The 22156-nt window shown below is 67.3% G+C and carries 17 protein-coding genes; 9 read left to right on the forward strand and 8 right to left on the reverse strand.

All coding sequences use genetic code 11. The features are described 5' to 3' along the window. Window positions 1-167 precede the first annotated feature (167 nt). Complete coding sequence (gene glnA, locus OHA30_RS07585; RefSeq protein ID WP_328913027.1) at window positions 168-1577, forward strand: type I glutamate--ammonia ligase; 1410 nt, start codon at window positions 168-170, stop codon at window positions 1575-1577. Here glnA and OHA30_RS07590 read toward each other — a convergent pair. Genes OHA30_RS07590 through OHA30_RS07605 form a run of 4 tightly spaced genes read right to left on the reverse strand, consistent with a single transcriptional unit; the run spans window position 1574 to window position 10689 of the window. Then, window positions 1574-4432: a pPIWI_RE module domain-containing protein gene (locus tag OHA30_RS07590; RefSeq protein ID WP_328913028.1), complete on the reverse strand. Its 2859-nt coding sequence runs from the start codon at window positions 4430-4432 to the stop codon at window positions 1574-1576. The two genes, glnA and OHA30_RS07590, sit on opposite strands and share 4 nt — an antisense overlap. A gap of 38 nt (window positions 4433-4470) precedes the next feature. Further along, window positions 4471-7962: a hypothetical protein gene (locus tag OHA30_RS07595; protein WP_328913029.1), complete on the reverse strand. Its 3492-nt coding sequence runs from the start codon at window positions 7960-7962 to the stop codon at window positions 4471-4473. Continuing rightward, window positions 7955-9127 carry a hypothetical protein gene (locus OHA30_RS07600; protein WP_328913030.1) on the reverse strand — a complete coding sequence of 391 codons (1173 nt, stop codon included), beginning with the start codon at window positions 9125-9127 and terminating at the stop codon, window positions 7955-7957. The genes OHA30_RS07595 and OHA30_RS07600 overlap by 8 nt, the downstream gene beginning before the upstream one ends. Further along, complete coding sequence (locus tag OHA30_RS07605) at window positions 9124-10689, reverse strand: PD-(D/E)XK nuclease family protein (RefSeq protein ID WP_328913031.1); 1566 nt, start codon at window positions 10687-10689, stop codon at window positions 9124-9126. The genes OHA30_RS07600 and OHA30_RS07605 overlap by 4 nt, the downstream gene beginning before the upstream one ends. A gap of 93 nt (window positions 10690-10782) precedes the next feature. Here OHA30_RS07605 and OHA30_RS07610 point away from each other — a divergent pair, with 93 nt between their 5' ends. Beyond that, on the forward strand, window positions 10783-11682 hold the full coding sequence (locus OHA30_RS07610) for a serine/threonine protein kinase (protein ID WP_328913032.1): 900 nt from the start codon (window positions 10783-10785) through the stop codon (window positions 11680-11682). A gap of 17 nt (window positions 11683-11699) precedes the next feature. Here OHA30_RS07610 and OHA30_RS07615 read toward each other — a convergent pair whose 3' ends face one another. Beyond that, window positions 11700-13958: a tetratricopeptide repeat protein gene (locus OHA30_RS07615; RefSeq protein ID WP_328913033.1), complete on the reverse strand. Its 2259-nt coding sequence runs from the start codon at window positions 13956-13958 to the stop codon at window positions 11700-11702. Between the two features lie 289 nt (window positions 13959-14247). Here OHA30_RS07615 and OHA30_RS07620 point away from each other — a divergent pair, with 289 nt between their 5' ends. Beyond that, window positions 14248-15543: an ISAs1 family transposase gene (locus OHA30_RS07620; protein WP_328913034.1), complete on the forward strand. Its 1296-nt coding sequence runs from the start codon at window positions 14248-14250 to the stop codon at window positions 15541-15543. Here the strand turns inward: OHA30_RS07620 and OHA30_RS07625 are convergent, their stop codons facing one another. After that, window positions 15544-15915, reverse strand: coding sequence for an AfsR/SARP family transcriptional regulator (locus OHA30_RS07625; protein WP_328913035.1), 372 nt, complete (start codon window positions 15913-15915; stop codon window positions 15544-15546). A 235-nt stretch (window positions 15916-16150) separates the two neighbouring features. On the opposite strand from OHA30_RS07625, the gene OHA30_RS07630 reads away from it, so the two are divergent. The 3 genes from OHA30_RS07630 (at window position 16151) to OHA30_RS07640 (ending at window position 17660) form a co-directional block, all read left to right on the forward strand. Continuing rightward, window positions 16151-16306, forward strand: a complete 156-nt coding sequence (locus OHA30_RS07630; RefSeq protein ID WP_328913036.1) for a hypothetical protein — start codon at window positions 16151-16153, stop codon at window positions 16304-16306. Between the two features lie 302 nt (window positions 16307-16608). Then, window positions 16609-17367, forward strand: coding sequence for a hypothetical protein (locus OHA30_RS07635; RefSeq protein WP_328913037.1), 759 nt, complete (start codon window positions 16609-16611; stop codon window positions 17365-17367). Beyond that, window positions 17364-17660: a helix-turn-helix domain-containing protein gene (locus OHA30_RS07640; RefSeq protein ID WP_328913038.1), complete on the forward strand. Its 297-nt coding sequence runs from the start codon at window positions 17364-17366 to the stop codon at window positions 17658-17660. The genes OHA30_RS07635 and OHA30_RS07640 overlap by 4 nt, the downstream gene beginning before the upstream one ends. Window positions 17661-18029: 369 nt before the next feature. Here the strand turns inward: OHA30_RS07640 and OHA30_RS07645 are convergent, their stop codons facing one another. Next, complete coding sequence (locus tag OHA30_RS07645) at window positions 18030-18941, reverse strand: hypothetical protein (RefSeq protein WP_328913039.1); 912 nt, start codon at window positions 18939-18941, stop codon at window positions 18030-18032. Window positions 18942-19171: 230 nt separating this feature from the next. Between OHA30_RS07645 and OHA30_RS07650 the strand changes: the two genes are divergently transcribed. The 3 genes from OHA30_RS07650 (at window position 19172) to OHA30_RS07660 (ending at window position 21697) form a co-directional block, all read left to right on the forward strand. Beyond that, window positions 19172-20620: a hypothetical protein gene (locus tag OHA30_RS07650; RefSeq protein WP_328913040.1), complete on the forward strand. Its 1449-nt coding sequence runs from the start codon at window positions 19172-19174 to the stop codon at window positions 20618-20620. Window positions 20621-20893: 273 nt separating this feature from the next. Beyond that, window positions 20894-21169 carry a hypothetical protein gene (locus OHA30_RS07655; protein ID WP_328913041.1) on the forward strand — a complete coding sequence of 92 codons (276 nt, stop codon included), beginning with the start codon at window positions 20894-20896 and terminating at the stop codon, window positions 21167-21169. A 255-nt stretch (window positions 21170-21424) separates the two neighbouring features. Next, window positions 21425-21697, forward strand: a complete 273-nt coding sequence (locus tag OHA30_RS07660) for a DUF6247 family protein (RefSeq protein ID WP_328913042.1) — start codon at window positions 21425-21427, stop codon at window positions 21695-21697. Window positions 21698-21885: 188 nt separating this feature from the next. Here the strand turns inward: OHA30_RS07660 and OHA30_RS07665 are convergent, their stop codons facing one another. Continuing rightward, entirely contained in the window at window positions 21886-22083 is a 198-nt protein-coding gene (locus tag OHA30_RS07665) for a hypothetical protein (protein ID WP_405785685.1), read from the reverse strand. Window positions 22084-22156: the final 73 nt, after the last annotated feature.

A 22156-nucleotide genomic window follows, 5' to 3' on the forward strand; every position in this document is an offset into this window, starting at 1 on the left:
AGTACCGCCCGGGTACCACGGCCGCGGAGTCGTGGTTAACGTCGGCGAAACAAATGGGTCATGCTGGAGAAATCCCTGATCCTTATGGTCGGGAGCGTGTGCGGCTCGCAGTGGCCGCGCTCCGCATTGTCAACCCGACCCGCGGGGCCGGGCCTAGGAGGAGTGGGATGTTCCAGAACGCCGACGACGTCAAGAAGTTCATTTCGGACGAGGGCGTCAAGTTCGTCGACGTCCGGTTCTGCGACCTGCCCGGTGTCATGCAGCACTTCACGGTCCCGGTCTCGACGTTCGACCCGTCCGAGGAGCTGGCCTTCGACGGTTCGTCCATCCGCGGCTTCCAGGCCATCCACGAGTCCGACATGGCGCTGCGCGCGGACCTGTCGACCGCCCGGGTCGACCCGTTCCGCCGGGACAAGACGCTCAACATCAACTTCTTCATCCACGACCCGATCACCGGCGAGCAGTACAGCCGTGACCCGCGCAACGTGGCCAAGAAGGCCGAGGCCTACCTCGCGTCGACCGGTATCGCCGACACCGCGTACTTCGGTCCCGAGGCGGAGTTCTACGTCTTCGACAACGTGCGCTTCCAGACCTCGGCGAACGAGTCGTTCTACCACATCGACTCCGAGGCGGGTGCCTGGAACACCGGTGCCACGGAGAACAACCGCGGCTACAAGGTCCGTTACAAGGGCGGCTACTTCCCCACCCCGCCCGTGGACCACTTCGCCGACCTGCGTGCCGAGATCTCCCTGGAGCTTGAGGCGTCCGGCCTCCAGGTCGAGCGCCAGCACCACGAGGTCGGCACCGCGGGCCAGGCCGAGATCAACTACAAGTTCAACACCCTGCTCGCCGCGGCCGACGACCTCATGCTCTTCAAGTACATCGTGAAGAACGTCGCCTGGCGCAACGGCAAGACCGCGACCTTCATGCCCAAGCCCATCTTCGGCGACAACGGCTCGGGCATGCACGTCCACCAGTCGCTGTGGCAGAACGGCATCCCCCTCTTCTACGACGAGCAGGGTTACGCGGGGCTGTCCGACACCGCCCGCTACTACATCGGCGGCATCCTCAAGCACGCCCCCTCGCTCCTGGCGTTCACCAACCCGACGGTGAACTCCTACCACCGCCTGGTCCCGGGCTTCGAGGCTCCGGTCAACCTGGTCTACTCGCAGCGCAACCGTTCCGCCGCGATGCGCATCCCGATCACGGGCTCGAACCCGAAGGCCAAGCGAGTCGAGTTCCGCGCCCCGGACCCGTCGTCGAACCCGTACCTCGCCTTCGCCGCGCTGCTGATGGCCGGCCTGGACGGCGTGAAGAACAAGATCGAGCCCGCCGAGCCGATCGACAAGGACCTCTACGAGCTCGCCCCCGACGAGCACGCGAGCGTCCCCCAGGTGCCCACGTCCCTGCCGGCCGTCCTCACGGCCCTCGAAGAGGACAACGAATACCTGCTGGCCGGCGGCGTCTTCACCACCGACCTCATCGACACCTGGATCGACTTCAAGCGCACCAACGAAATCGCCCCGATCCAGCTCCGCCCCCACCCCCACGAGTTCGAGCTGTACTTCGACCTCTAAACCCCGGGCTGGTCCGGAGTACCCCCTGCTCCTCCCCCGCCAACGCGCTGGCTGCCGGCCACGTCTTCCTTTACCGAGGGCGCGGCCGGCAGCTTTTGTGCGATGTGTGCGCCGTGCTTCTCCTCCGTATCGGTGAGGGGAAGCACGTACTGCCCGGCCAGGCGTGCGAGGTGCAGCGGGAGGGGGCGGGCCAGCGGCGGGTAGTCATCGTGATAGCGCAGCTGGTGCGCCAAGGTGGCCCACTCGGCGGGGTGGTCGGGCACGGCACCTTCGCGTCCCGAGTCTGCCAGGACTTTGTCCGAGAGGCAGCCGAGCACGGTCACCTCCAACTGCACCGGATTCCAGGCAGTCTTCCCGGGCGCTGTGCGACACTCTGCCGTCGGCACCAGCTTCATGAGCCCCTTCGGCAGTTTCGCAACGGTGTGCGGGGTACTGGCCGTACTGGCGAATACACGGTTCTCCGGCTCGTCCGACCCCCAAACGCCCTCGGCGAAGCCGATCTTGTCCTGTGCGTCGTGTGCGTACCACTCGGCCACCTCGTCCCGGCCGTTCCCGTCCCGTACGAGCACCACTCGCAGGTCATGCCCGTAGACCGTGTGGCGCTGGTCCGGCTCGGTCCCGAACCCCAGCATGTCGCGCATCAGTGCGCCATTGCGCAGCCGCGGCCAGCACTGGCGCAGGTTTCCCGCGCTGACCAGCAACAGCGTCGGTCGGTCGCGGAGTTGGAAGAGAAGGGTGCGAATCTGGCGCTCGGCGTCCGATTGCCACCTCCACTCCGTACCCTCCTGATGCTTCCCTCGTTGTCCCGCCGAGTCCCGCCCGTCTCCACTCCGTTCACCCGAGCGCCTGGTGTCCCAGGCTCCGTCGACGCTCTCGGTGAGCGACAGCAACAACCGCGGGTACGGCACCCACTCGGCCCGATCGGCGTCCCAGCCTTCAATGGCGCCAGAGCCGTCGTCGGGGCGGACACGTACCGCGACAAGGCGACGGGCCGGGCATCGAGTGGGCCCCTTCCCGGTGTAGCGCACAAGCCAGAGCGCGGCGTACTGGAGATCCCCGGGAATGCCCGCCCCTACGCGGTGGGCAGGCGGGCTGATCGCTCCGAGTTGTCGGAAGGCATCCAGCCACGTCCATCGGGCCCGGTGCTCCAAAGTGCCCGCCACGTCGTCCGGCAGGTTGACGAACTGACTGACCTTTCCCTGTCGAGCCCAGGCCAGACGCAACGCGTGCTTAGGGTCGGAGTCCGGGACGGCGGCGAAACGGTCCTTGCCCGCGATCTCAGCGACAACAAGGCTGATGTCGCTTCGAGGCGAATCCGTCCGATCCGCCACGAGCGCGCAGCGGTCAGAGATGGCGTCGGCGAGTCGAACAGCCCGCCGACGCTTACGGTTTCGGGAAATATTCAAAGCGTTCGTCAGGATTCCGGCAGGCCGGACTCGAACGTTGATCCGAATGCCGTCTGTCCGCCACTGCCAGATGTCGTCGCCCGGGACCACCTGGCTTCCGGGAGGAAGCCCAATGAGCTTCGGCAGTTCCCTGAGGAGCGCATCCCGCGTCTCCCGGGACTGCCACAGAATCTCGATTTCCAAGGGACGACCACCCAAGGCCCGGGCCAGAGCCGCCCGGCGGAGTAGAGCCCTCTGAACCTCCCTGGTGTCCGGCTCAGCCTTCTTGGCCGACCGGGGCAGCAGGGAGGGGGTGTTTCGTCGGGTGACCCGAGTCAGGTCGTCGACCCGGCGCAGCAGCGGCCGCAGCCCCTCATCGACCCAGGCGTCCAGCTCCGCCCGTTCCCGGGGCATCAGTCCTGACCCGACCTCGTGCGGGCCGAGTACCGGGTGATAGACGATTCCGGCCGCGACATTCCGCTGCCCGTTGATCCACTTCTCCGGGGAGGTGAACAGTTCCATGGGTTCCGGGTAGTGGCGCACGATGTCCAGCTCGGGCAGCAGCAACGCGGGGCTGTAGCGGCGCCAGGCGATCTCTTTGCGCCGCCGGTCGTACCCCAGGGTGTTCGTCATCAGCCGGTGGCCGTGATCCGGACCCTCCGGCCACGGTAGCGGAGTGTCCAGCAATACGGTCGCTCCGCTCAGCTCCCGGGGGCGTACGTCCAGCCGGGTGGCCCACCGGCGCACCCCTGTGGACACGTGGACGCGGAACCGGGGGGAGAAGGGCATCGTGTGGACGGTGATGTTCACGCGGGCCGAGTAGTACCAGGTCTGCTTCCGGTAGTCGTACCGCTGGGGCGGCCAGGAGACGAGCTCGGCTCCGTTCCCGGAACTCACGACACGGAACTGGAGTGTGGCGCCGTGGGAACGGTACGGGCGGCTGGCCAAGCGGTAGGCGATCGACTCCGGCAGCAGGTTGTAGAGCCGGCGGAGCGGTTCAGCGGTGCCGCCCGTCGACGTCACGGTCTCGGTGAGGTCCACGGACTCGGCTTTCCATACCGGGAGTTGCACCGTGGCGGTCACGTCATCGGCCAGGAGTTCCTCCTCAAGATCGGAGCCCTCGCTCGCGTCCTCGTCCTCCGTGTGAAACAGGTCGGCCGCCCAGGAGCCGATGAGCGGCGCGAGGACCTCCCGTGGCACGGCCTCTCGCGCGTACAGCCAGGGCAGCCTGCCGTCCGTTCCGACGTTGCGACCGGTCGCGACGACGCCGGGCGCCATGGAAGACAGCAGGGAGTTGAGTCGGCTCACGGGGAGCCGGACGGGGTGATCGGTTTTGCCGTGAGCTTCCTCGTAACGGAGGACAAGTTCGGCATGCAGCTCCTCGCCGAGCCGGAGGACATGCAGTTGTTCCTGCCACGGCCCGTGTGCGGGGTTCGGTTCGTAGGCTACTGCGCGAATGGTGTGGTACACGAGGTTCCTCCTGAGGAAGTGAGGTACTGCGCTTCCTGTCAGACCGCGGGCAGGGGCTGTGCCAGGCAACGGCCGAGCATCTCCCACAACGGCTGGTATAGGGCTCGGGCGATGAACCGCTCGTCGGCGGGCTTCGCGTCGCCCTCGAAGTACGGGTTGAGCACGTCGAGAACGCTGTGCAGCAAGCTGGACCGGGGAGTGTCCGCGAAAGGGGGGAACGCGGCACGGTTGGGCGCGAAGGCCGCGTCCACGAAAACCACTCGGGCCGGCACCCCACCGCGCACCAGCCGCCCGATCACCTGCCACATCAGCACCAACATGTCCCATGTGACCTGCTCCCTGTCGTCGCCGAGGCGGCTCCATGCCATAGGGCGCCGCAGCAACTGGTACCAACGGGATCGCGCGCGACGGCGGACCTCATCAGCTCCCTCCTCGACCGTGCCGCCACTGCGGACCCAGCGGTCGAAGGCACCGCTGTCCTGTTCGCGCATAATCCAGTCGTTGACAGCGTTGACCGCCAGGGACAGGTCGTCGGGATGCGGATTCGGGCGGGCAAGGAAGTAGACGGTGCCGATGGCAGCCTCGTCATCTCTGTTGAGGATGTTGTGGCCGCGTTCCACGGCGAGCAGTGGCGCCACAAGGACGTCCGCCTCAAGGTCCTTGAGGTGTTCGACGTCCCCTCGGCGCAGAACACGGGCTCGGTACGCGGACGGGGCCTGATCGTCCTCGTCGATCTCCTCGTCGTCCGAGACGAGACACAGCACGCTGTCCCGCCATCGGGAGTTGAGGTTGTGCAGAGTGTCGGCCACCACGCGCGCTTCCTCGTAGCTGCCGACCAGCAGCAGGATCTGGTCGCGCCCCTCCGGAAGCGACAACAGCTCCCGTTCCAGCGGGCCGCCGTTCTCGGCCTCGTCCACTCCCGCACCGAGCCAGGTAGCGATGCGACGCAGCTTCGCCGGCCGATCGTCCGGGTGGGTCCCGGACAGACGCATCTTCTCCTCGCCGTCATCGATGAATTCGAAGCGCATCTCGCTTTCGGCGGCAATGCGTTCCGTCACCTCCGGCGGCGGCTCGATGATCACTCCGACGCGTTCCAGGACGTGATATCGACTGGACTCCCCTGCCCAACTGCTACCGGACATGAGCAGTACATGGGCACCCGGTCGGCCGTCCACTGAGGCCAAGGAGGGCATCGCACGCAGCAGTTCCCGGCCGACCCCGCTGCAGCGGAAGAAGGTCAGTTCTCCGCTGCAAATGCCTCCCTCGTCAGTGCCGTGGACCCGGAACTGGAAGCCGAGTACGTTGCCCATCGGCGCTTCGGGCACCATCGGGCCGTAGTCGAGCGGGCGACGGTACATCTCGTTGTAGCCCAGACTGAGCGCAGCCTCGACCCGTGGCCACATCGCGTTGATCATCGCGAGTCGCGGTTCGAGGGCACTCAGCAGCAGAGTGAACTCGAAGCGAGTGGCGAGTTCCTCCCGCCATGCCTCGGGGGTCTGCGGAGACGGCGGTTCCTTGCGGGCCCTTCCGCCTCGTCGCTGCTTTCGCTGCCATTCCTCCTTCATTTCCTTCCACTTGGCCAGTTGCTCGCCGTACTCCCGCTGTTTCTCGGCCATGAATGCCTCGTCCAGCTGGAAGAGGGTGTCCATGACGTCCATCAGACGGTGCCGGGTGTTCTCCGGATTTCCGGTGTGCAGAAGCTCGTTGAGCAACACGGTGAGGTGGGTGAAGTCCTCGTCCGTCCGTCGGGAGCGGTCGCCGAAGGGGTTGTCGCGGAATGCGTCGAACAGGTTCCCCAACGCCTCCCTCGGGGAGCCGTTCGGATGATGCGCGCCTCCCTCCTCGGGGAGCCGGTAACGCTCGTCGAGCAGGCCCAGTTGCAGGGTCCAGGCACTGAAGTACCCGAACCGCACCCAGCGGCGCAGGTCGGGCTGGGTCACGAGCATCGCGTACAGCCGGTCCGTGGCCGTGCCCGCGGTGTTGAGAGCAGCGGAGAAGATCTCCACGTCCCGGTCGGAGAGCTGAGTGCGGCCGCTCGCCGCGAGTTCACGGATTTTGTGTCGGCTCAGCCAGTCGAGGAAGCCCCTCTCTTCGTCGGCGGCGAGGAGCACGGCGGGGGCGAAGATTTGGTCCAGGTGCATCTGGACCCGGTCTGCCTCGTCGATGATCACGAGGTCGCTGCGCCGGCAGGCGAGTTCGAGATAGCGAATGCGCTCGCCGTTCTGCGGGCGCGGCGGGGAGGCGTCGATCAGTCCGGGCGGAGTCGCCACCCAGATGGCGGCGTCGACCAGGGCACGAGAGCCGTGATGCCGAGGGCAGACCGACCAGTACGGGCATGTCACCGCCTGCTTCTGCCATTCCGGTGCCTGGGGTCGTCCGGCCCGCCGCCGCGGGTCGGACGGAGGACGCAGCCGGGCGCACGGGGACTCACCGAAGGCAAGCGGCTCACGGGCCGACGCGCCACGCAGCCGGGCGTTCAGCAGGCACGAGGTTCCGAGGTACGCGAAAGCCGGATCGTCATGGGCCAGTAGCCGGTGTTCCCCGCGGCCGGCCAGCCTGCGGTGCAGCCGCTGGGCATGCCGCTCGCGTCCGGAAGAGCCGAGCACGGGGGCAGCCGCACCGTCGGTGTAGAAGTTGTACAGCTCGACCAGCTTCAGCACTTCGGCGACATCGGAAACCACAACAGTGGTCCGCTTTCCGAGGAGGGCGAGGTGAATGGCGATGATGTCGCGCAGTGTGCTCTTGCCCGCTCCAACGATGCCGAGCAAATGCTGGATACCGTCCACCGTGAACTCGTCGGCCTGCTGGAAGGTGTCCTTCTTCTTTGTGGACATCTCGAAGTTCTGGAGCCGCTCCAGCCACCGTGGGACTTTCCCGGTACCGATCCTCGCGTGTGTGGCGTCCATCTCCGCAGCGGTGCGCTTCAGATCCTTCATACGCAACGTCAACGGTTCGCCGCCACCGGGAGGAGTCACGTCCATGTCGTGGGCGACCAGGGCCGTGTGGGGCACCAGGGGCAGATCCACCACGGCCATGGAGCGGCTGACGGGGAAGGCGTGGGGTCCTGGCCCTGCGACGGGGAGTCGCTTGCCCGCCAACGGCGGAGCCACCCGCAACAGACGCTCGTAAATCCCCCACCGGTCGCTCCCGACAGAGATCTCACAACGAACAGCCGAAAGCTCGGAGTCCGGTACGTCGTAGCCACGCAGCGACGGGTTGAACCGCTGGTAGCGTTCCAATGCCTCCCTCCATGCCCGCCCCCTGCGCAGGGTCCACAGCGAGTATCGGGCGACCCGAAGCGTCCTGGTGGCGTCCGGGGGCAGCCGTACCCCGTATGCCTCGGCGAACCCGTATCCGCTGAAGAGCACCCAGGCGTGGGCCGCCGGGCTGTCCGGCATCAGTTTCTGCTGAAGGTACAGGCCGAGTTCGACCTGGCAGAAGAACTCCAACGCCGGTGGGCGCAAATGCGGTCCGGCGAACGTACGGAGGTCGGAGATCAGGTCGTGCAATGGCGGCGTCAGGCTACGCATCGTCGCCCTCTTTCTTCTTGGCCTTGTCGGCGGAATATCCACGGACGTGACGTACGAGATCCTGCGGCCCGGTCAGCACCACTCGCCCCTTGAACTCGGTGGGCAGGGCTTCGGTGAACGAGACGCGATAGTCACCGCGCTCGGCGAGCCGGTGTGGGACGACCACCAGCGTCAGGCCCGGGAGCGGTGTGGCCGGATCGGTGAACCGCGAGGCCATGAGTGCCGGCTGCACACGGTCGTACACGTGAATGCTGCGAGCGCCGAGGCCCACGCTCCGCAGGCGATACGCGCTCAGCTCTCCTTGAAGGGCCTCATAGCCGATCCCCGCGCGATCGAGTTCGTCCAGCGCCTCCCGTTCGACTCGGAGCGCAGGTGTGAAGAACGCGCGCAACGGCCTTCGAAGCAGCCAGACCTGGTCCGGATCACGGATCAGATCCAGCCGAACACCGTGCGGGCACTCTTCTCCCTCGCACCATGTCTCCGGACCGGCGACGAGGGGTCCTTGCTCCGGGGCCTTGCGGTCCCGGGGCATGGCCGGGAGCCGACAGTTGCCGCAGCGGAGAAAGGTACCCGCCACCAGCAGGGCTTCGGGCAGCGGGTGATAGAGATCCTTGATGCGCGTCCAGACCGCTTTGTTCCATCCACCCCGGAAACGGTCCTGTTGGTGCACCACAGGGCGGTGTGCCAGGAATTGCCGGCACCGGCGGTACTGCTCGGTGGAGCCGCACCGTTGCTCCAGTTCGGTCAGCAGCGCAAGGGCCTCCCTCTCCGGCCCTCCCGCCGACCCGTGAGAGGCCAGTTCGAGGCAGGTACGGGTGGGCACTAGGCCGACCGGATGGACCAGTGTCGCGTCCGGGGCGACAAGAGAGGCCGGAACCCGGAAGAGCGGGTCTCCAGCGGACCGGTGACGGCACCACTCCAACAGCTCTGGAACGCTTCGCGGCGGCCTCTCACCCAAGTCGAGACAGTGCAGGACCGTACGGTCCAACGCACTCTGCGCGGCGGGCGGATAGGGCAGGCTGAACGAACGGAGACTGCCGTGCTCCCCCAATGTGGCGACGACGCAGGAGAGTTCACGGAAAAGCGCGGTTCCCGCCCGTTCCGTCTCCAGACTGTCGCCTTCCGTTGTGCTCGAGCCGCGTGGGCCCGTCGTCCCGGCTCTCACACCGCCGCCTCAGCAGGCAGCGACACCGAGCACCAGCGCGCCACCTCGCAGCGCCTGCACCCATGCCCAGGAACCGCGGTGTAGTTGTCGTCGCGATACCACTCGCTTACAAGCCCGTTCAGGATCCGCTCCGCGGAGGTACGGGCGGCAGGGGCGAACGGATCGATGATCTCCAGGTCCGCGCCCCCCGGACGCAGCACCTCCAGTTCGACCCGAGCACGGTCCGGCGCGCCCCCCAGGTCACCGCGCGCGAGAAACTGGACCGCCAGCGCCAATTGCGGATAGCGCTCCAGAAGCGGGCGGTTCGTACGCCGCTCGCCGGCCGATGTCTTGGTCTCGCGCCATACCCACGAGTCCCCGTCCCGGTAGAGCATGTCGGGCGCAGCGATCACCACTACGTCGGCGACACTGTCGTGGCGCACGACCCTCGGTTCGTTGCGTACGTCCGCACCGTCCCGCACGCACCGCAGCGGGCATACAGCGACGTGGCGGCGCAACAGCCTCACGCCCAGGACGCGTTCGTCCTCCGGCAGATCGAATCCGTCGGGTACCCATTGATCGGGCACGTCGGCCGTGCAGGGGCGTAGGGCAGCACTGCCATGGCGTTCTGCGAGGTATGCGTGCAGCGCGCGGCCGCGTTCGGCCGTCGGGCCGTGTTCAACGGCGTCCGCGGTGGGCAGGTGAAGTCGGCGCATGTGGTCGCGAGCCGGACAGTCCCGGTAGTTCCGCCCGTTGGTGACAGACCAGGTGCGCCGCGGCCGTCCGGGCATTCCGACGCCCAACAACCCGGGTGCCTTCTGCAGTGCCGGGCAGACGGACACGTACAGGCAGTCCCCGCACGAGGTGCCCGGCCGGTACTCCTGGCTGTCCAGCACGGCGGTCAGCGCGGCAGGGCCCTGCTCTCGGTAGCGAGTGAGTGCCTCCTGCCGCGTGCCGTCGAACAGCGGGCGCACTCGGCCGTCGAGCAGCGCGAACTCAACGATCCGTACCCGCTCAGGCATTGGTCCCGGGGTGCCCTCGGCCAGCACGAGGGCGGCCGCGGCGACGAATTCCTCGGGCGGGGTTTCGCGGTGCAGCCGGTTCACGGGGAGCCGGAGTTCACGCACCTTCCCGTCGGCGGACCGCAGGCAGCGGCCCCACACCGTGAGCCGGACCTCACGTGCCGCGCGCGGGTTCGCGCCCGGCAGTTGGTAGCGATAGACCCACGGAGCCGGGACCTCGGTCAACGGGTCGGCGGGGAAGGCGGCGTCGTACGTCGACACCGCGTGTTCCGTCCACTGCCGTAGGCCGTCATGCAGCGGCTTCGCGAGCCGCGTCCGCTGTGCGCCGGCACCCTCGTGATACGGGTTACGGGCGTCACAAGCCGCCATGAAGGGACCGAACGTGAAGTGCTCCAGCGGTTCCCGGCGACGGCCAGGGGACATCAGCGGACGGTAGCCTCGCGCCTTGAGCGCGTCAGCCGCAGGACAGCGGAATTCTCCGCCCTTGAACATACCGACAGACACAGTGATGACGTCGGAGGTGCGGCGAACCCCGTCCGGGGGCAGCCATGAATCGGTCATTCTCGCTCCTTTTCCACGCGAGGGGAACTTGCGCTGACATACTTGAATCAATCGCCCGCAGCAGGAGCCTGCCGCGCAACAGAGAAGGTGGCCATGGAAGAAATCGAAGATCTCAACGAGATCGAAGAGCACTACGAAGTCCTCGAACAAGTCGGCGATGGCGGCCAGGGCGACCTGTTCGTCGGCCGCGAACGCAAAAGCGGCCGAAAGGTGGCTCTCAAGATCCAGAAAGAAAGGGAATTCGAGTCGGAAAACTACTTCCGCGACTTGGCGAATGAACTCGACGCCGAGGGCACCCATGCCCGCGAGCTCGCCCGGATTCCAGGCATTCCTAACTTGTTCGCCCGAGGCCATTACGGCAGCCGACGCTGTATTGTCATGGAATTCGTGGAGGGGACCCTTCTGTTCGACTTACTGGCCTCGGCCAGGCCGTTCAAGGTGGCCACCGTGGCTTCGGTCATCGGTCAGCTCTGCGAGATCCTCGACGCCGTTCACCGCTCGGGGCTCGTGCACCGCGACGTGAAGCCGGAGAACGTCATGGTGGAGCCCGACGGGCGGATCAGGCTGCTCGATCTGGGCCTCGCCATCCGGGCCCGAAAGAAGACCGATCGCGGTTGCGGCACCATTGGATACGCACCACCCGAGCAGCTCGACGCGAATCCCAAGGGGGTGACCCCGCAAGCGGACATTTTCGCGCTGGGCTGCATGCTGCTGGAGATGACCGTCATGCAACTGCCGTACTCCGGGGCAAGGAGGAGAGCCGCACAGGACTGCCCAGTGCTGCCTCCGGAACGCCTCGCGAAGATCCCCGCCGAGTTCACTCCACTAGCCCTTCGCATGGTGGAGCGCGAGCTGTGGCGGCGGCCGGTCGATGTACGGGAGGTCTTCGCCGATCTGCGCCCGCATCTGCCGTCCCTCGGATCGCGGCGGCCGGCGAAGCCCCTTCGGCCTGACCCGACCGAGTACTACCGCACCCGTCGACCGACGCTCTGACTCAACGGGATCGCCCCTCATCTCAACCCCTCCAGGCGGTCCCGAACCTCATGCACGCCCGCGCCACCCATGCGCTCCCGCAGCACCAGGACCCGCTCCAGCGCCTCAACGGCGTCAGGTGAGCGCCCGGCAGCCACGAGTACGTCAGCGTAGAGCCAGAGAACCTTGTCCTCGTTGGGCCAATTTTCCAGCTGCCGGTAGTTCTCGCAGGCGCGCCGGTAGAGGAGCAGGGCCTCATTCCGCTCGGCTCGCGACTGGTGGATCTTGGCGAGGGTGTACAGCACATCGGCGCGACCGCTCAGGTCCGTGGTCCTCTCGACGACGCCGAGCGCGTCCGCACAGAAGCGAAGTGCCTCGTCGTACTCCCCTTGGTCGTAGTGAAGCGTGCCGATGCCGTTCAGCGTCGCCGCCTCTCCGACGAGATCGGACAACTCCCTGTACAGCACCAAGGCCCGCCGGTGGTGCTCTTCCGCCTCTGCTACGCACCCCTGCTTGCGCAGTGTGAGCGCGAGCGCGTGAAGGGAGCGAGCGAGACTCAACAGGCCGGCTTCGCTGTCGTCCTGCTCACTCAGGAGAATGGCCCGCCGCAGGTGGTTCGCGGCGGGCTCGAACGCCTCCAGCCTCCACTGGGTTCCCGCCAGCATCCGGTAGAACATGGCGCGCTCGACGGGGGAGGCATCGGACTCCGCGGCTTCAGTGGCGTGTGTGAGGCCCCGCAACGCGTCGGCGAGGCGACGACGGCGCCACTGGTAGGTGACCAGGGCCATCGGCAGCAGCCACATGTAGTGTTCCAGTCCCTGCTCGACCGCGAGTCGGATACCGAGCAGGACGGTGTCGTACTCCTCGTCCAGCAGGGACACGGCCTGGTCCAGTCCCTCCGGTTCGGCCACCGTGATCCCGTTCGGCTCCCCGATGGGCAGCATCCGCTGGCCGTCGAGAAGTCGGTCGCAGGCGCGGACGTTCTGCAACTGGTGCTCCAGCACCTGAAGTACCGTCGCCTTCTCGAAGCTCTCGAGTGCTCCGGGTACCACCGGAACCACATAGTGGCGGGCGAAAGCACGCACCAGGTCGTGCAGGCGGTAGCGGTCGGATCGCAGCTCCACCAGGTTCGCCGTCGCGAGCTCCTCCACAGCCCGGTCAGCGCGCATGCCGTTCCCCACCATGCCGAGATCCATGACCGCGTCCCATCCGATACTGGGACCGGGATGCACGGCCAACTGCCAGAGCAGGCGCCGTGCCTCTTCGGAAAGCGCACGGACGGAGCAGTTCAAGGCCATCCGGACGGACAGCTCATGAGCGGGCAGATGCAGAACGTTCAACTTCTCCCGCTCTTCCGCAAGTTCTCGTGCGAGAACGTCGACGGTGTGGTGCGGGCGGTTCTCGAGGCGTCGCGCGACCACGATGAGAGCAAGCGGGAGATGACAACACAACCGCGCGAGATCCGTGAAGGCCTGAGCGTGCTTGCCTCGATCCGCCACGGAGACCTTTTCCTGAAGCAGCTCCAGTGCGGCCTCCTCCCCCAGTGGTCCCACAGGGCGCAAATCCACCTCGTGATGGGAACGCAGGTCGCCCAGGGTCTTGCGGCTGGTGATCAGGACGGCACTCGTACCGACTCCAGGGAGTAACGGCAACACCTGCTTGGCGCTCAGTGCGTCGTCGAGCACGATGAGGACCGACCTGTGGGCCAGTGCGGAACGCAGCGCCGCGCTCTTGCCATCCAGCCCGGCCGCAGAGGAGTAAGGCGGTAACTCTGCCAGAAAGCGGTCCAGAACATGTTCCGGATCGGCAGGCTGCGCGTCTTCACCGGTGAACCCGCGGAGATTGGCATAGAGAACGCCGTCCGGGAATCTGTCCTCCAGGATCCATGCAACATGGTGGGCAATCGTGCTCTTCCCAATACCGGCCATGCCGCTGAGAACGATCAACGACCCGTTTCCTGAATCCTGTCGCTCCCGTACGGCCTCGACGATCTTATGTATCAGTCCATCCCGACCCAAAGGCCGGTGGCCGCGCGCAGGCAATTGATTCGGAACCGGGAGAGGAACGCCTCTGCGCGAGCGGCGAGTGTTCCCATGAATCAGGTCAATGGCTCTCTGCAGACCTGCATCGGGGTCCCCGAAGCGCCGCTTCCACTCCTTGAGGAGCTTTTCCCGCTTCACACGCGGCAGTTCCGAGCCGTGAGCGAGGAAATAGAACTGTCGGATCGGCGCCCGGTCCGGCAGTCGCTCGTACAACTTCTGCGTCTCCTCACACAGCCATTTCTCCTCATTCGCCAACCAGGCGGCCTCCAACTGACTGCATGTTGCATTCAGCCATTCCTCTCGCAGTTGGGCCTTCCGTAATCCGAACAATCCGTCGTCCGGCAGCCCACGCAATGGTTTCTGGTCACGCCACTCCGCAAGGGCGGCGCTCAACTGCTCGAACCGCTCCCGCCCCCAGGGCCCCGGCGAGTGCCTGGATTGTCCCGGCCTGGGGTGTTGATCTCGGTGGTGGGCCCCGGAAGCAGGTGAACACGGCACCTGTGGATCATGGAGTTCTCTACGCTGCAAGATCCACGAAGGTGCCGTGTTCGTTCCTCCATCATCCCCTGTCGCTGTCCCCGTGCCTCATGCGCCCTGCCTGGAGGCTCTCGGCGAGGGTGCCGCCAAGGAGCAAGTCCGCTGCCTGGTAGTCGAGTTCGAGTCGGTCACCGATCCGAGAGGGGCTTGCGGAGTGCGGTACCGGCTCTCCTCGCTGCTGGCCCTGGTGGTCTGCGCGATGACCTCGTCCGGCCACGACTCGATCACCGCGGCGGCGGAGTGGTGCCGACGTGCGACGCCGGAGGAACTGGCCGCCTTCGGCCTGCCCTACCACCCACTCCTTGGCCGCTACCGGGTGCCGAGCGAGAAGACCCTGCGCAGCGTCCTGGGGCGGCTCGATCCCGGTGAGATCAGCGCGGCCGGCTACGACTACCTCCGGCCTCTGCTGTCCGCACAGGCCCGCCGGCCGGATCCGGTGATGCCCGACGGTGGCACCGAGCGTGAACAGCGCCGGGCCCACCGGGCGGCCGCCCGCGCCGAGCCGGTACGGCTGCGACGGCGGGCGATCGCGGTGGACGGCAAGTGCCTGCGTGGCGCGAGGCGCCCGGACGGCAGCCGGGTCTTCGTCCTGTCCGCCGTCCGTCACGGCGACGGTGTCACGCTCGCCTCCCGGGAGATCGGCGCGAAGACCAACGAGATCCCCGAGTTCGCACCTCTCCTCGACCAGATCGATGACGCTGATCTCGCGGGAGTGGTCGTTACCGCCGATGCCCTCCACGCCCAACGCGACCACGCCACCTACCTGCGCGAACGCGGCGCTCACTACCTGCTGACCATCAAGAACAACCAGCGCGGCCAGGCCCGTCAGCTCCACGCCCTGCCCTGGAAAGTGATCCCCGTGATCCACCGCGACGACGCCCGGGGCCACGGCCGTCACGAGCAGCGGCTCGTGCAGGTCGTCACCGTCAACGGACTGCTCTTCCCGCACGCGGCCCAGGTCCTGCGCATCCAGCGCCGTCGCCGTCTCTACGGGGCGAAGAAATGGTCCAGCGAGACCGTCTACGCCATCACCGACCTGCCCACCGAGGAAGCGAACGCAGCCGAGATCGCGTCCTGGGCCCGCGGGCACTGGACCGTGGAAAATACCGTCCACTGGTGTCGAGATGTCACCTTCAACGAGGACAAGTCCCAGGTCAGGACCCACAACGCGCCCGCCGTACTCGCTGCCCTCCGCGACCTGATCCGCAGCGCGCTCAAGCTCGCCGGCTACGTCAACACCGCCGCCGGACGACGAGCCCACACCGAGCGCCCCCGCGTCCTCGCCCTCTACGGCATCACATGATCAAACCAGACGATCCAGGCACTCGCCGGGGCCCTGCTCCCGCCCCCACAGGCGCTCGGCCCTCTCCACTCCCTCGCGAAAGCGGACGTAGTCGACGCTTCCCTCCGGCGGGCGAATCGCACATACGCCCGAGGGATTGCGTGGGACGATCTCCTCCCCCAGCCTGTACCGCAAATCCGACACGACCCGGTAGAGGCGGTCGTCCGGACGCTCCTCGCCCGGCCAAAGACAGGCGGCGACTTCTTCCTTGGTGCATTGGAACCCCGGCGACGTCACCAGCAAGCCGAACAGGGCGGCGGCCTTCGTGGCACCCGAAACACCGGGGTGACCTGGGACTTCAGCGCTGATCAACCCCAGCACACGTCCTTTCATCGCCCCACTCCTTCCACACCCCGGTTGTGACATCAGCCTCCCCAGCGGCACTGCTGGATCTGTGCGCATCCGAAGCCCGCCTTACACGCTTGTGCTTCTTCACGCCCCTCAGACAGGGCTCAGGATTCCCTCAGATTCGACCCGACGACGGTCCGCGCCGACCGGGCACCATGGCGTCAGCCGCTCGCCACACCGGGTGATACCGGCACACTCACGAACAGAAAGGACGAGTGCTATGAACAACCGCCAGCGCAACCGGAGGGGGAACCGCCGCAAGCGGTCCTCGGACTACCCGCCCACCCGCCGGCCGTCGGCCGTCAAGGAGCAGCAGGAGGTTCCCGTGACGCCGCCGACGGCGACGCCGGACGACTCGTCGTCCGCGGGCGACTGAGACGGCCCAATCTCCGGACGCGTGGGGGTGCCCGCCTCCGGGCGGGCACCCCCAGTGCGCCACGCCTGTCCCGCGCAAACCGCACTCGCCCCATGTTCCCTCCCGTGCCGGCCGGTTACGAATCCCCGGCCGCCACATCGCCTCATCCCTCGAGGTAGTAACTCTCCGCGTGTGTGCACAAAGCTGGGACTCCTGGGACTCATTCCCGTTTTGTCCGCCCTGTGGAAGGTCGGGCATCGCAGAAAACTTGTCTTCGTTCATCCGGTCTCCGGACTGTTCCGGGTACCGAGAGAGGTCACTGCATGACGTTTTCCACTTCTTCCAGCGCGTTCGCCGCAGTTTCGCGGCACTTCGACGACCCTCGGGCAAGGGAGGACGTACGACTGACCGTCGCACCGGACGGCGATGGCGGGCAGCCGCTCTCCCTCTCCCCCGCCGAAGCGCGCGAGGCGCTGTACGAGCCGGCCTCCGACCCGGCCCTGAGCGCCGCGATCTGGCAGGAGGCTCTGGTCCGCGCGTGCGCCGATCGCACCCCGGGCGGCTCCTGGCAACTTCTACTGATCTGGCTGGCCTTGCCTCAACTGACAGGCACTGCCTACCGCATCTGCGGACGGCTGCGCGCCGACCGGGCCGACGTGGAGTCGGAGATGATCCTCGCCCTTCTGGAGGAGTTGCGGATCGCGGACCCCGCGACTCTCCCGTCGGCCCAGGCGCTGATCAAGGCGGCGCGCAGCCACGGGTGGCGCTTCGCCCGTGCCGGCCTGCGAGAAAGGCCGTCGGCGCACCTGGAGAACCTCGCGGACGACAGCTGTCGCACGGTGACGGGCGGCGAAAACCTCGAGCAGCAGGACTTCGAAGTGGAGGTCGTTCGACCGGACGGGCCGGACGGACTGCGCGCCCCACTGCGATTCCCGATCCCGGCGGAACGCTTGGAGAGGGAAGTGCTCAACAGCCTTGCCGATGACCTCGGCCTGCACGAGGTCATGCGCCGAGCAGGGCATTCCAGGAACAGGCGACGCATCGGCACTCTGTCGCTGCGCCGCCGTGCGAGGCGACGGTGAAACGCACCGCGCAGGGCCCGCTCAGCTTCGCGGAGGCATTCGACCTGCCGGTCGCGGTCGACCTGCGAACGGCCGCCCGAGCACTCGGTATCTGCTGCTCGACCGCGTACCGCTTGATCCGTCGGGGTACCTTCCCCTGCCCGGTGCTACGCGTCGGCGGCCGATACCGGATTCCGACCACTGAGTTGATGCGCATCCTCGGGATAGAAGAGCGGCCCGTGTACGCCGTTGATCTCGAATCGAACATGGACTCTTGGCCGGACAGCCACTCTCCGCAAGGGTACGTGCAGTAGCCACCGATACCCCGCCGTGCGGCCCGAAGGCGAAGGCATTGGGACCGCACGTGCGAGACAGAGTCCTCAGCCGAACCCGCCCCCCAGTGTGACGGGTGGTGGTGGATCAGAGGAGCACTGTAGGCGTCCACTGTTTCGTCAATCAGGCCGTCGGCCCCGCCCCCAAGGGCGGGGTCGACGGCCTTCTTCATGCGGCGGGAGGACTGACGCCCGGCCGGGAGGACTCAGCTGTCGTACTGCCGCCCGTCCGGACAGGCGCCTCGGCGACTGGAGAAGAAGCCCACCAGCATGCCGGGGCCCGGCCCCGAAGCACTGTGCGCTTGCCGCCGGTGAGGGTGGCGGCGGCGGTCAGATGGTGCCCGGAGGTGGCTATGCCTTGGGCTCGGGGATCCGCCAGGTGATCTGGAACCGCTCGGCGTCGGGAAGCCCGATGGGGCCCACCGGTCCGATCTGCTTGATCAGATAGCCGAAGAGCATGTGATGTGCCTGCTCCGACAGCTCGTCCCAGGTGGCCGGAGTCGCGATCATCACCTCACGCATCAGGCTCGGGTCCGACTCGTTCTCCAGCATCTCCGCCCGGTCGTCCCGGTCCATCGTCTCGTCGGCGCGCATGGCACGAATCGACTCCGCGAGGAGATTCGGCTCGTTGCTCAGCCGGCGACGAACCTCCTGGCAGCCGTAGTGGAAGGCCCGGTACGCCTCCATGCTCTCCCAGTCAGGGTTTCGGTAGCCGTACGGCGCTCCCTCCCCGGCCCCTACGTAGTCGCCCTTCAGCGTGTGCAGCAGGACGCGAAGCACGTGTTCGGCACCCTGCTCCTCTATCTGCTTCACCATCATCCGGACCCAGTCGTCCTCCGACAGCAGCGTCTCGTGCGGAACGGCGAGCGACGGGTGAATTTCGATGGCGCTGAAGGGGTTGAGCAGCGTGCCCATGACCAGCTCCGGCGTCCAGTTGCCGTCCTCGCCTCCCCAGCCGGCGTTGGCGAGTTCCTGGAACGACTTCAGTGCGCCCGACTCTCCTTCACCGATCGCGCGCCACAGCGGCAGGAACCTGGCCGTCTCGGCCTCCTCGTCCCGGGGCGGGCTGCACTCCCCTGCCAGGACCACGACGATGTCGCGGACGGTCTGCCAGCGCGGCACCCGTATCCCCTTGACGGCCGACCGGATGCTCTCATGGCTGGCTGCCGACAGTTGGTCTTCGCGGAGACGGATCAGCGTGCTCAGCTGCCGAAAGCTCGGTCGGCCTGCCGCGCGGTGCAGCTCCTGCAGTGCGTCAACCAACTCCCGGTGTCGACCTTCCGGTTGCGGTGAGGTGCCCACAGCATTCACGTCCATTCCAGCTCTGCTCGGGTTGTCAAGTTTCGCCAACACCGTAGAAGTCACAGGCCACAGCCGAGTCAGCTTTCGACAAGTTCGCCGTCCAGCCCGCCAAAGCGTGACTCGCGGCCGAACAGGGAGGTGAGCATGGAGGAGGTGCCGACGGAGCGCCGCCGTCCGAGGAGTTGTTACACGTGCACATCCCTGCCTACGCCCGTGACACGATCCGTGCTGCCCTGCCCAGCATCCCCACGTCTCGCCATGTGGGAGGTCTGAACTGCTGCCTGTGCGACGAGTTGTTCGGTGAAGACCTCGCTGCCATACCGCTCGGGCCGACCCCGACCTCCGGTCTCTTCGGGTGCCGACCCTGTCTGACCCGGTTGGTCGCCCGGGCGCGACGGGCCCGCGACGCCGCACTGACTCAGGACGCCGAGCGGGCCCGAGCGGAGTCCGAGGCATGGCTGCCGGTACGTGAGCGCCACCTCGCCCGGCTCGACGGTGTGCGGCAGGCCGCGGAAGCCGTAGCCGGACTGGCCGAGGACGGTGACACCGAGGTGCTGCGGGTCGCCTGGCTGCTGGTCTCCTTGGAATCGGCGTACACCTGGGTGCCGGACGCGCCGGAGCCTCCCCACTCCGTGGACAGTGACGACTCGGACCTGCGGGACGAGACCTTCCGGCTCAGCCTGGCCATGATTGCGGCGCGGGAGGCGGTGGCAGAACGGCTCGCCTACCACCTGATCAACGAAGCGCAGCCCGAGGAGCCGGAGATGTGCGGGGAGTTCGAGTGCCCGGAAGGCTGCTCGGGACGCCATGACTCCTCACACATCGACTGCGGGCCGGACGGAATTTTCGACGACCTGACGACCCACGGAGTCGTCGTGGAGCGACCGGACCTCACTCCGACGCCCGGTCGACGCCATTCGCCGATCACGACGGTGACCGAGGGCGGGGTCGAGGCCGAAGCGGAGAGCTCGGACACGGGCGAAGAGCCGGCTCAGAGCGTCACGCGCGAGCAGTTCGTCACCGTGCTGAAGCACGTCGGCATCGATACGGAGGACACGGAGGTCCTTGTCAGCGCGGCCGCGGTCGGTCTCGTCTCCGACGCGTGGCGAGACAGCCCGTTGGACGCCATCCACGCGGCTGCCGGCGGACCGAGCGACGGCGAGATCTTCGCGCAGAGCGTCGATCTGTACCGCAGGGCGCGAACGTCGCTCATCGCTGCCAGGGAGGACGGCCCGGAGGCTCTGCTCGCCTTTCAAGCCGTCGCCTCGGACATTCACCTCCGCTGGGCCGGCGGTTCGCGCTTCACCTTGGGGTCAAGTGGCGAACCCACGGAGGAGTTCGTCCAGCACGTCGACGACCGGGTCTGGTACACGTCCGAGCTCATGCGTGAGCACGGCTGGCAGCACGCCCTGTTGTACAGAGCCACCTCGGCGGTGTTCAAGGCGTCTACCCACTTCGGCATGCCCGGCTGGCCCACCGTCGTCGCGGCGGCGATGGAACGCCTCACCGCATTGGATCGGTCGAGCGCACCCGAGGCGCTGGGAGATCTCGCCGAAGTGGAGGCCGCGTTGCTCGAAGCACCCGACCGGCTGGGGGCACATGCCCTCGACTGGCTCTCCGGCCAAATCCCCTTCGGCTAGCGATTCGCCCGACCTTCCTCACGCGTGGGGCCCCGGGTCGGAGAACCGGTGCGTACCAACTGTGTCCGGCTCGCGGAGAGTCGGCGGGCGGCGTCTTCCCTGGGGCCCGGCACCCGAGGACGCTGCGCATGGGCGTGTTCGCCCAGCTCCGTATACACATCAGTGGCTTCAGCAGGTATGCGACCTGAGATGCCGACCGGTGGCACGAGGTGTCGACATGCGCAGAAGTACAGACAAAGCCCTGGCCCGTGCTCGGAAGGCGGAGGTCGCACTGTGAAGTGGGACGACATAACCCTGGTCATCCTCGCCGCGTTCGGATGCATCACGCTGCTGCTGACGCAGATCAGCGAGGTGTTGTCGAGGTTGCCGCAGATCATCCGAGCGTGGCGGCAGGTACGGCAGGAACTGCGCAGCGGTATCGGTTCCGGCCCGCTGAACCGCTCGGCGAGCGCCACCGACCCGGCCACGCTCCCGGCCGGCTCCAGCAGCGGGGGAAGCCACGCGTCCGGAGAACCCGAAGCAGGGTCGAGTGCGGGCTCCGGTCGATAGCAGCGCTGCGGGGGCTTCCCGGCGCTCATCGATGGACATCAGAATGTGATCTGGCGGCATGAGTATCAGCCATCCGGACGCCGTGACCTTTTCCGACCTCTCGCGGAATCCGCGCGCGGTGGCTGAGCGTGCCGCCACTCTCGGGAGGCTGCGCGTGACCCACCGCGACGCCCCCGATTTCTACCGACCGCCGCTGACCGCGAGGATCTGCGCGACCAGACCCTCACCACCGCCTCCCGGCTGTTCCTCGCGCTGATGAAGCAGGACCCCGGAGCACGCGCGCTGCTGATGGCGCTGCCCGATGTCTTCCCCCGGGTACGCCACCTGCGGGACGAGGAAGTCCGCGACTTCGCTGTCGAACTTGTCGCCGTACTGTCCGATGCCGCCGAGCTGAACACCGACTCCGGCGTCCAGGAGGTCATTACGGCGTGGGGCGCGACCGCCCGCATCAAGGCCGATCCGGCGCAGTACGGGAACGCGCTCCGGCCCACGCAAGGCGACTTCGGGCCGGTGGAGGTCACCGCGTGAGCCCCAAGCGAGGCGACCGGGTCACCGTGCCACCACCCGACAGCGAGTGGGACGTGCGATTCGGCAGCAGCGAGGCGGTCAGAGGATGGGAAGAGCTGTGCCGCCTCGCGCCGGCCGACACGCGTCGCTGCCTGGAAGTTCTGCGCGCCGATCCCCGCTCCGGGGCGCATCACGATCGTCAGCACCGTCTACGGGGAGATCTCGGCACCCACCGGCCGGCAGCCGTGGTCCGGTGAGCCGTTGCCGCCGGCCCAGTGCGGGCCGTACTGGTCGAGGGCGTTGCGGTCGTGCGCGTAGGCCGTGTTCGCCCAGGACGTGAGCGTCCCGCCGTACGGGTGGTCGGCCAGCTGCGAGTTGAGCTTGCCGAGGCCCCGGACGTCAATCACCCACGCCTCTCACCCGCCACCGCGACCACACGGGCGGTGGCGCCCGGATCGCGCGGCGCCACCGTACGGGGCG

This window comes from Streptomyces sp. NBC_00223 (genome assembly GCF_036199905.1).
In the GTDB taxonomy this organism is placed as follows: domain Bacteria; phylum Actinomycetota; class Actinomycetes; order Streptomycetales; family Streptomycetaceae; genus Actinacidiphila.

Coding starts and splice junctions, on each gene's coding strand:
- glnA (WP_328913027.1), top strand. CDS start 168: ATGTTCCAGAACGCCGACGACGTCAAGAAGTTCATTTCGGACGAGGGC.
- OHA30_RS07595 (WP_328913029.1), bottom strand. CDS start 7,962: ATGCGTAGCCTGACGCCGCCATTGCACGACCTGATCTCCGACCTCCGT.
- OHA30_RS07605 (WP_328913031.1), bottom strand. CDS start 10,689: ATGACCGATTCATGGCTGCCCCCGGACGGGGTTCGCCGCACCTCCGAC.
- OHA30_RS07610 (WP_328913032.1), top strand. CDS start 10,783: ATGGAAGAAATCGAAGATCTCAACGAGATCGAAGAGCACTACGAAGTC.
- OHA30_RS07625 (WP_328913035.1), bottom strand. CDS start 15,915: ATGAAAGGACGTGTGCTGGGGTTGATCAGCGCTGAAGTCCCAGGTCAC.
- OHA30_RS07630 (WP_328913036.1), top strand. CDS start 16,151: ATGAACAACCGCCAGCGCAACCGGAGGGGGAACCGCCGCAAGCGGTCC.
- OHA30_RS07635 (WP_328913037.1), top strand. CDS start 16,609: ATGACGTTTTCCACTTCTTCCAGCGCGTTCGCCGCAGTTTCGCGGCAC.
- OHA30_RS07660 (WP_328913042.1), top strand. CDS start 21,425: ATGAAGCAGGACCCCGGAGCACGCGCGCTGCTGATGGCGCTGCCCGAT.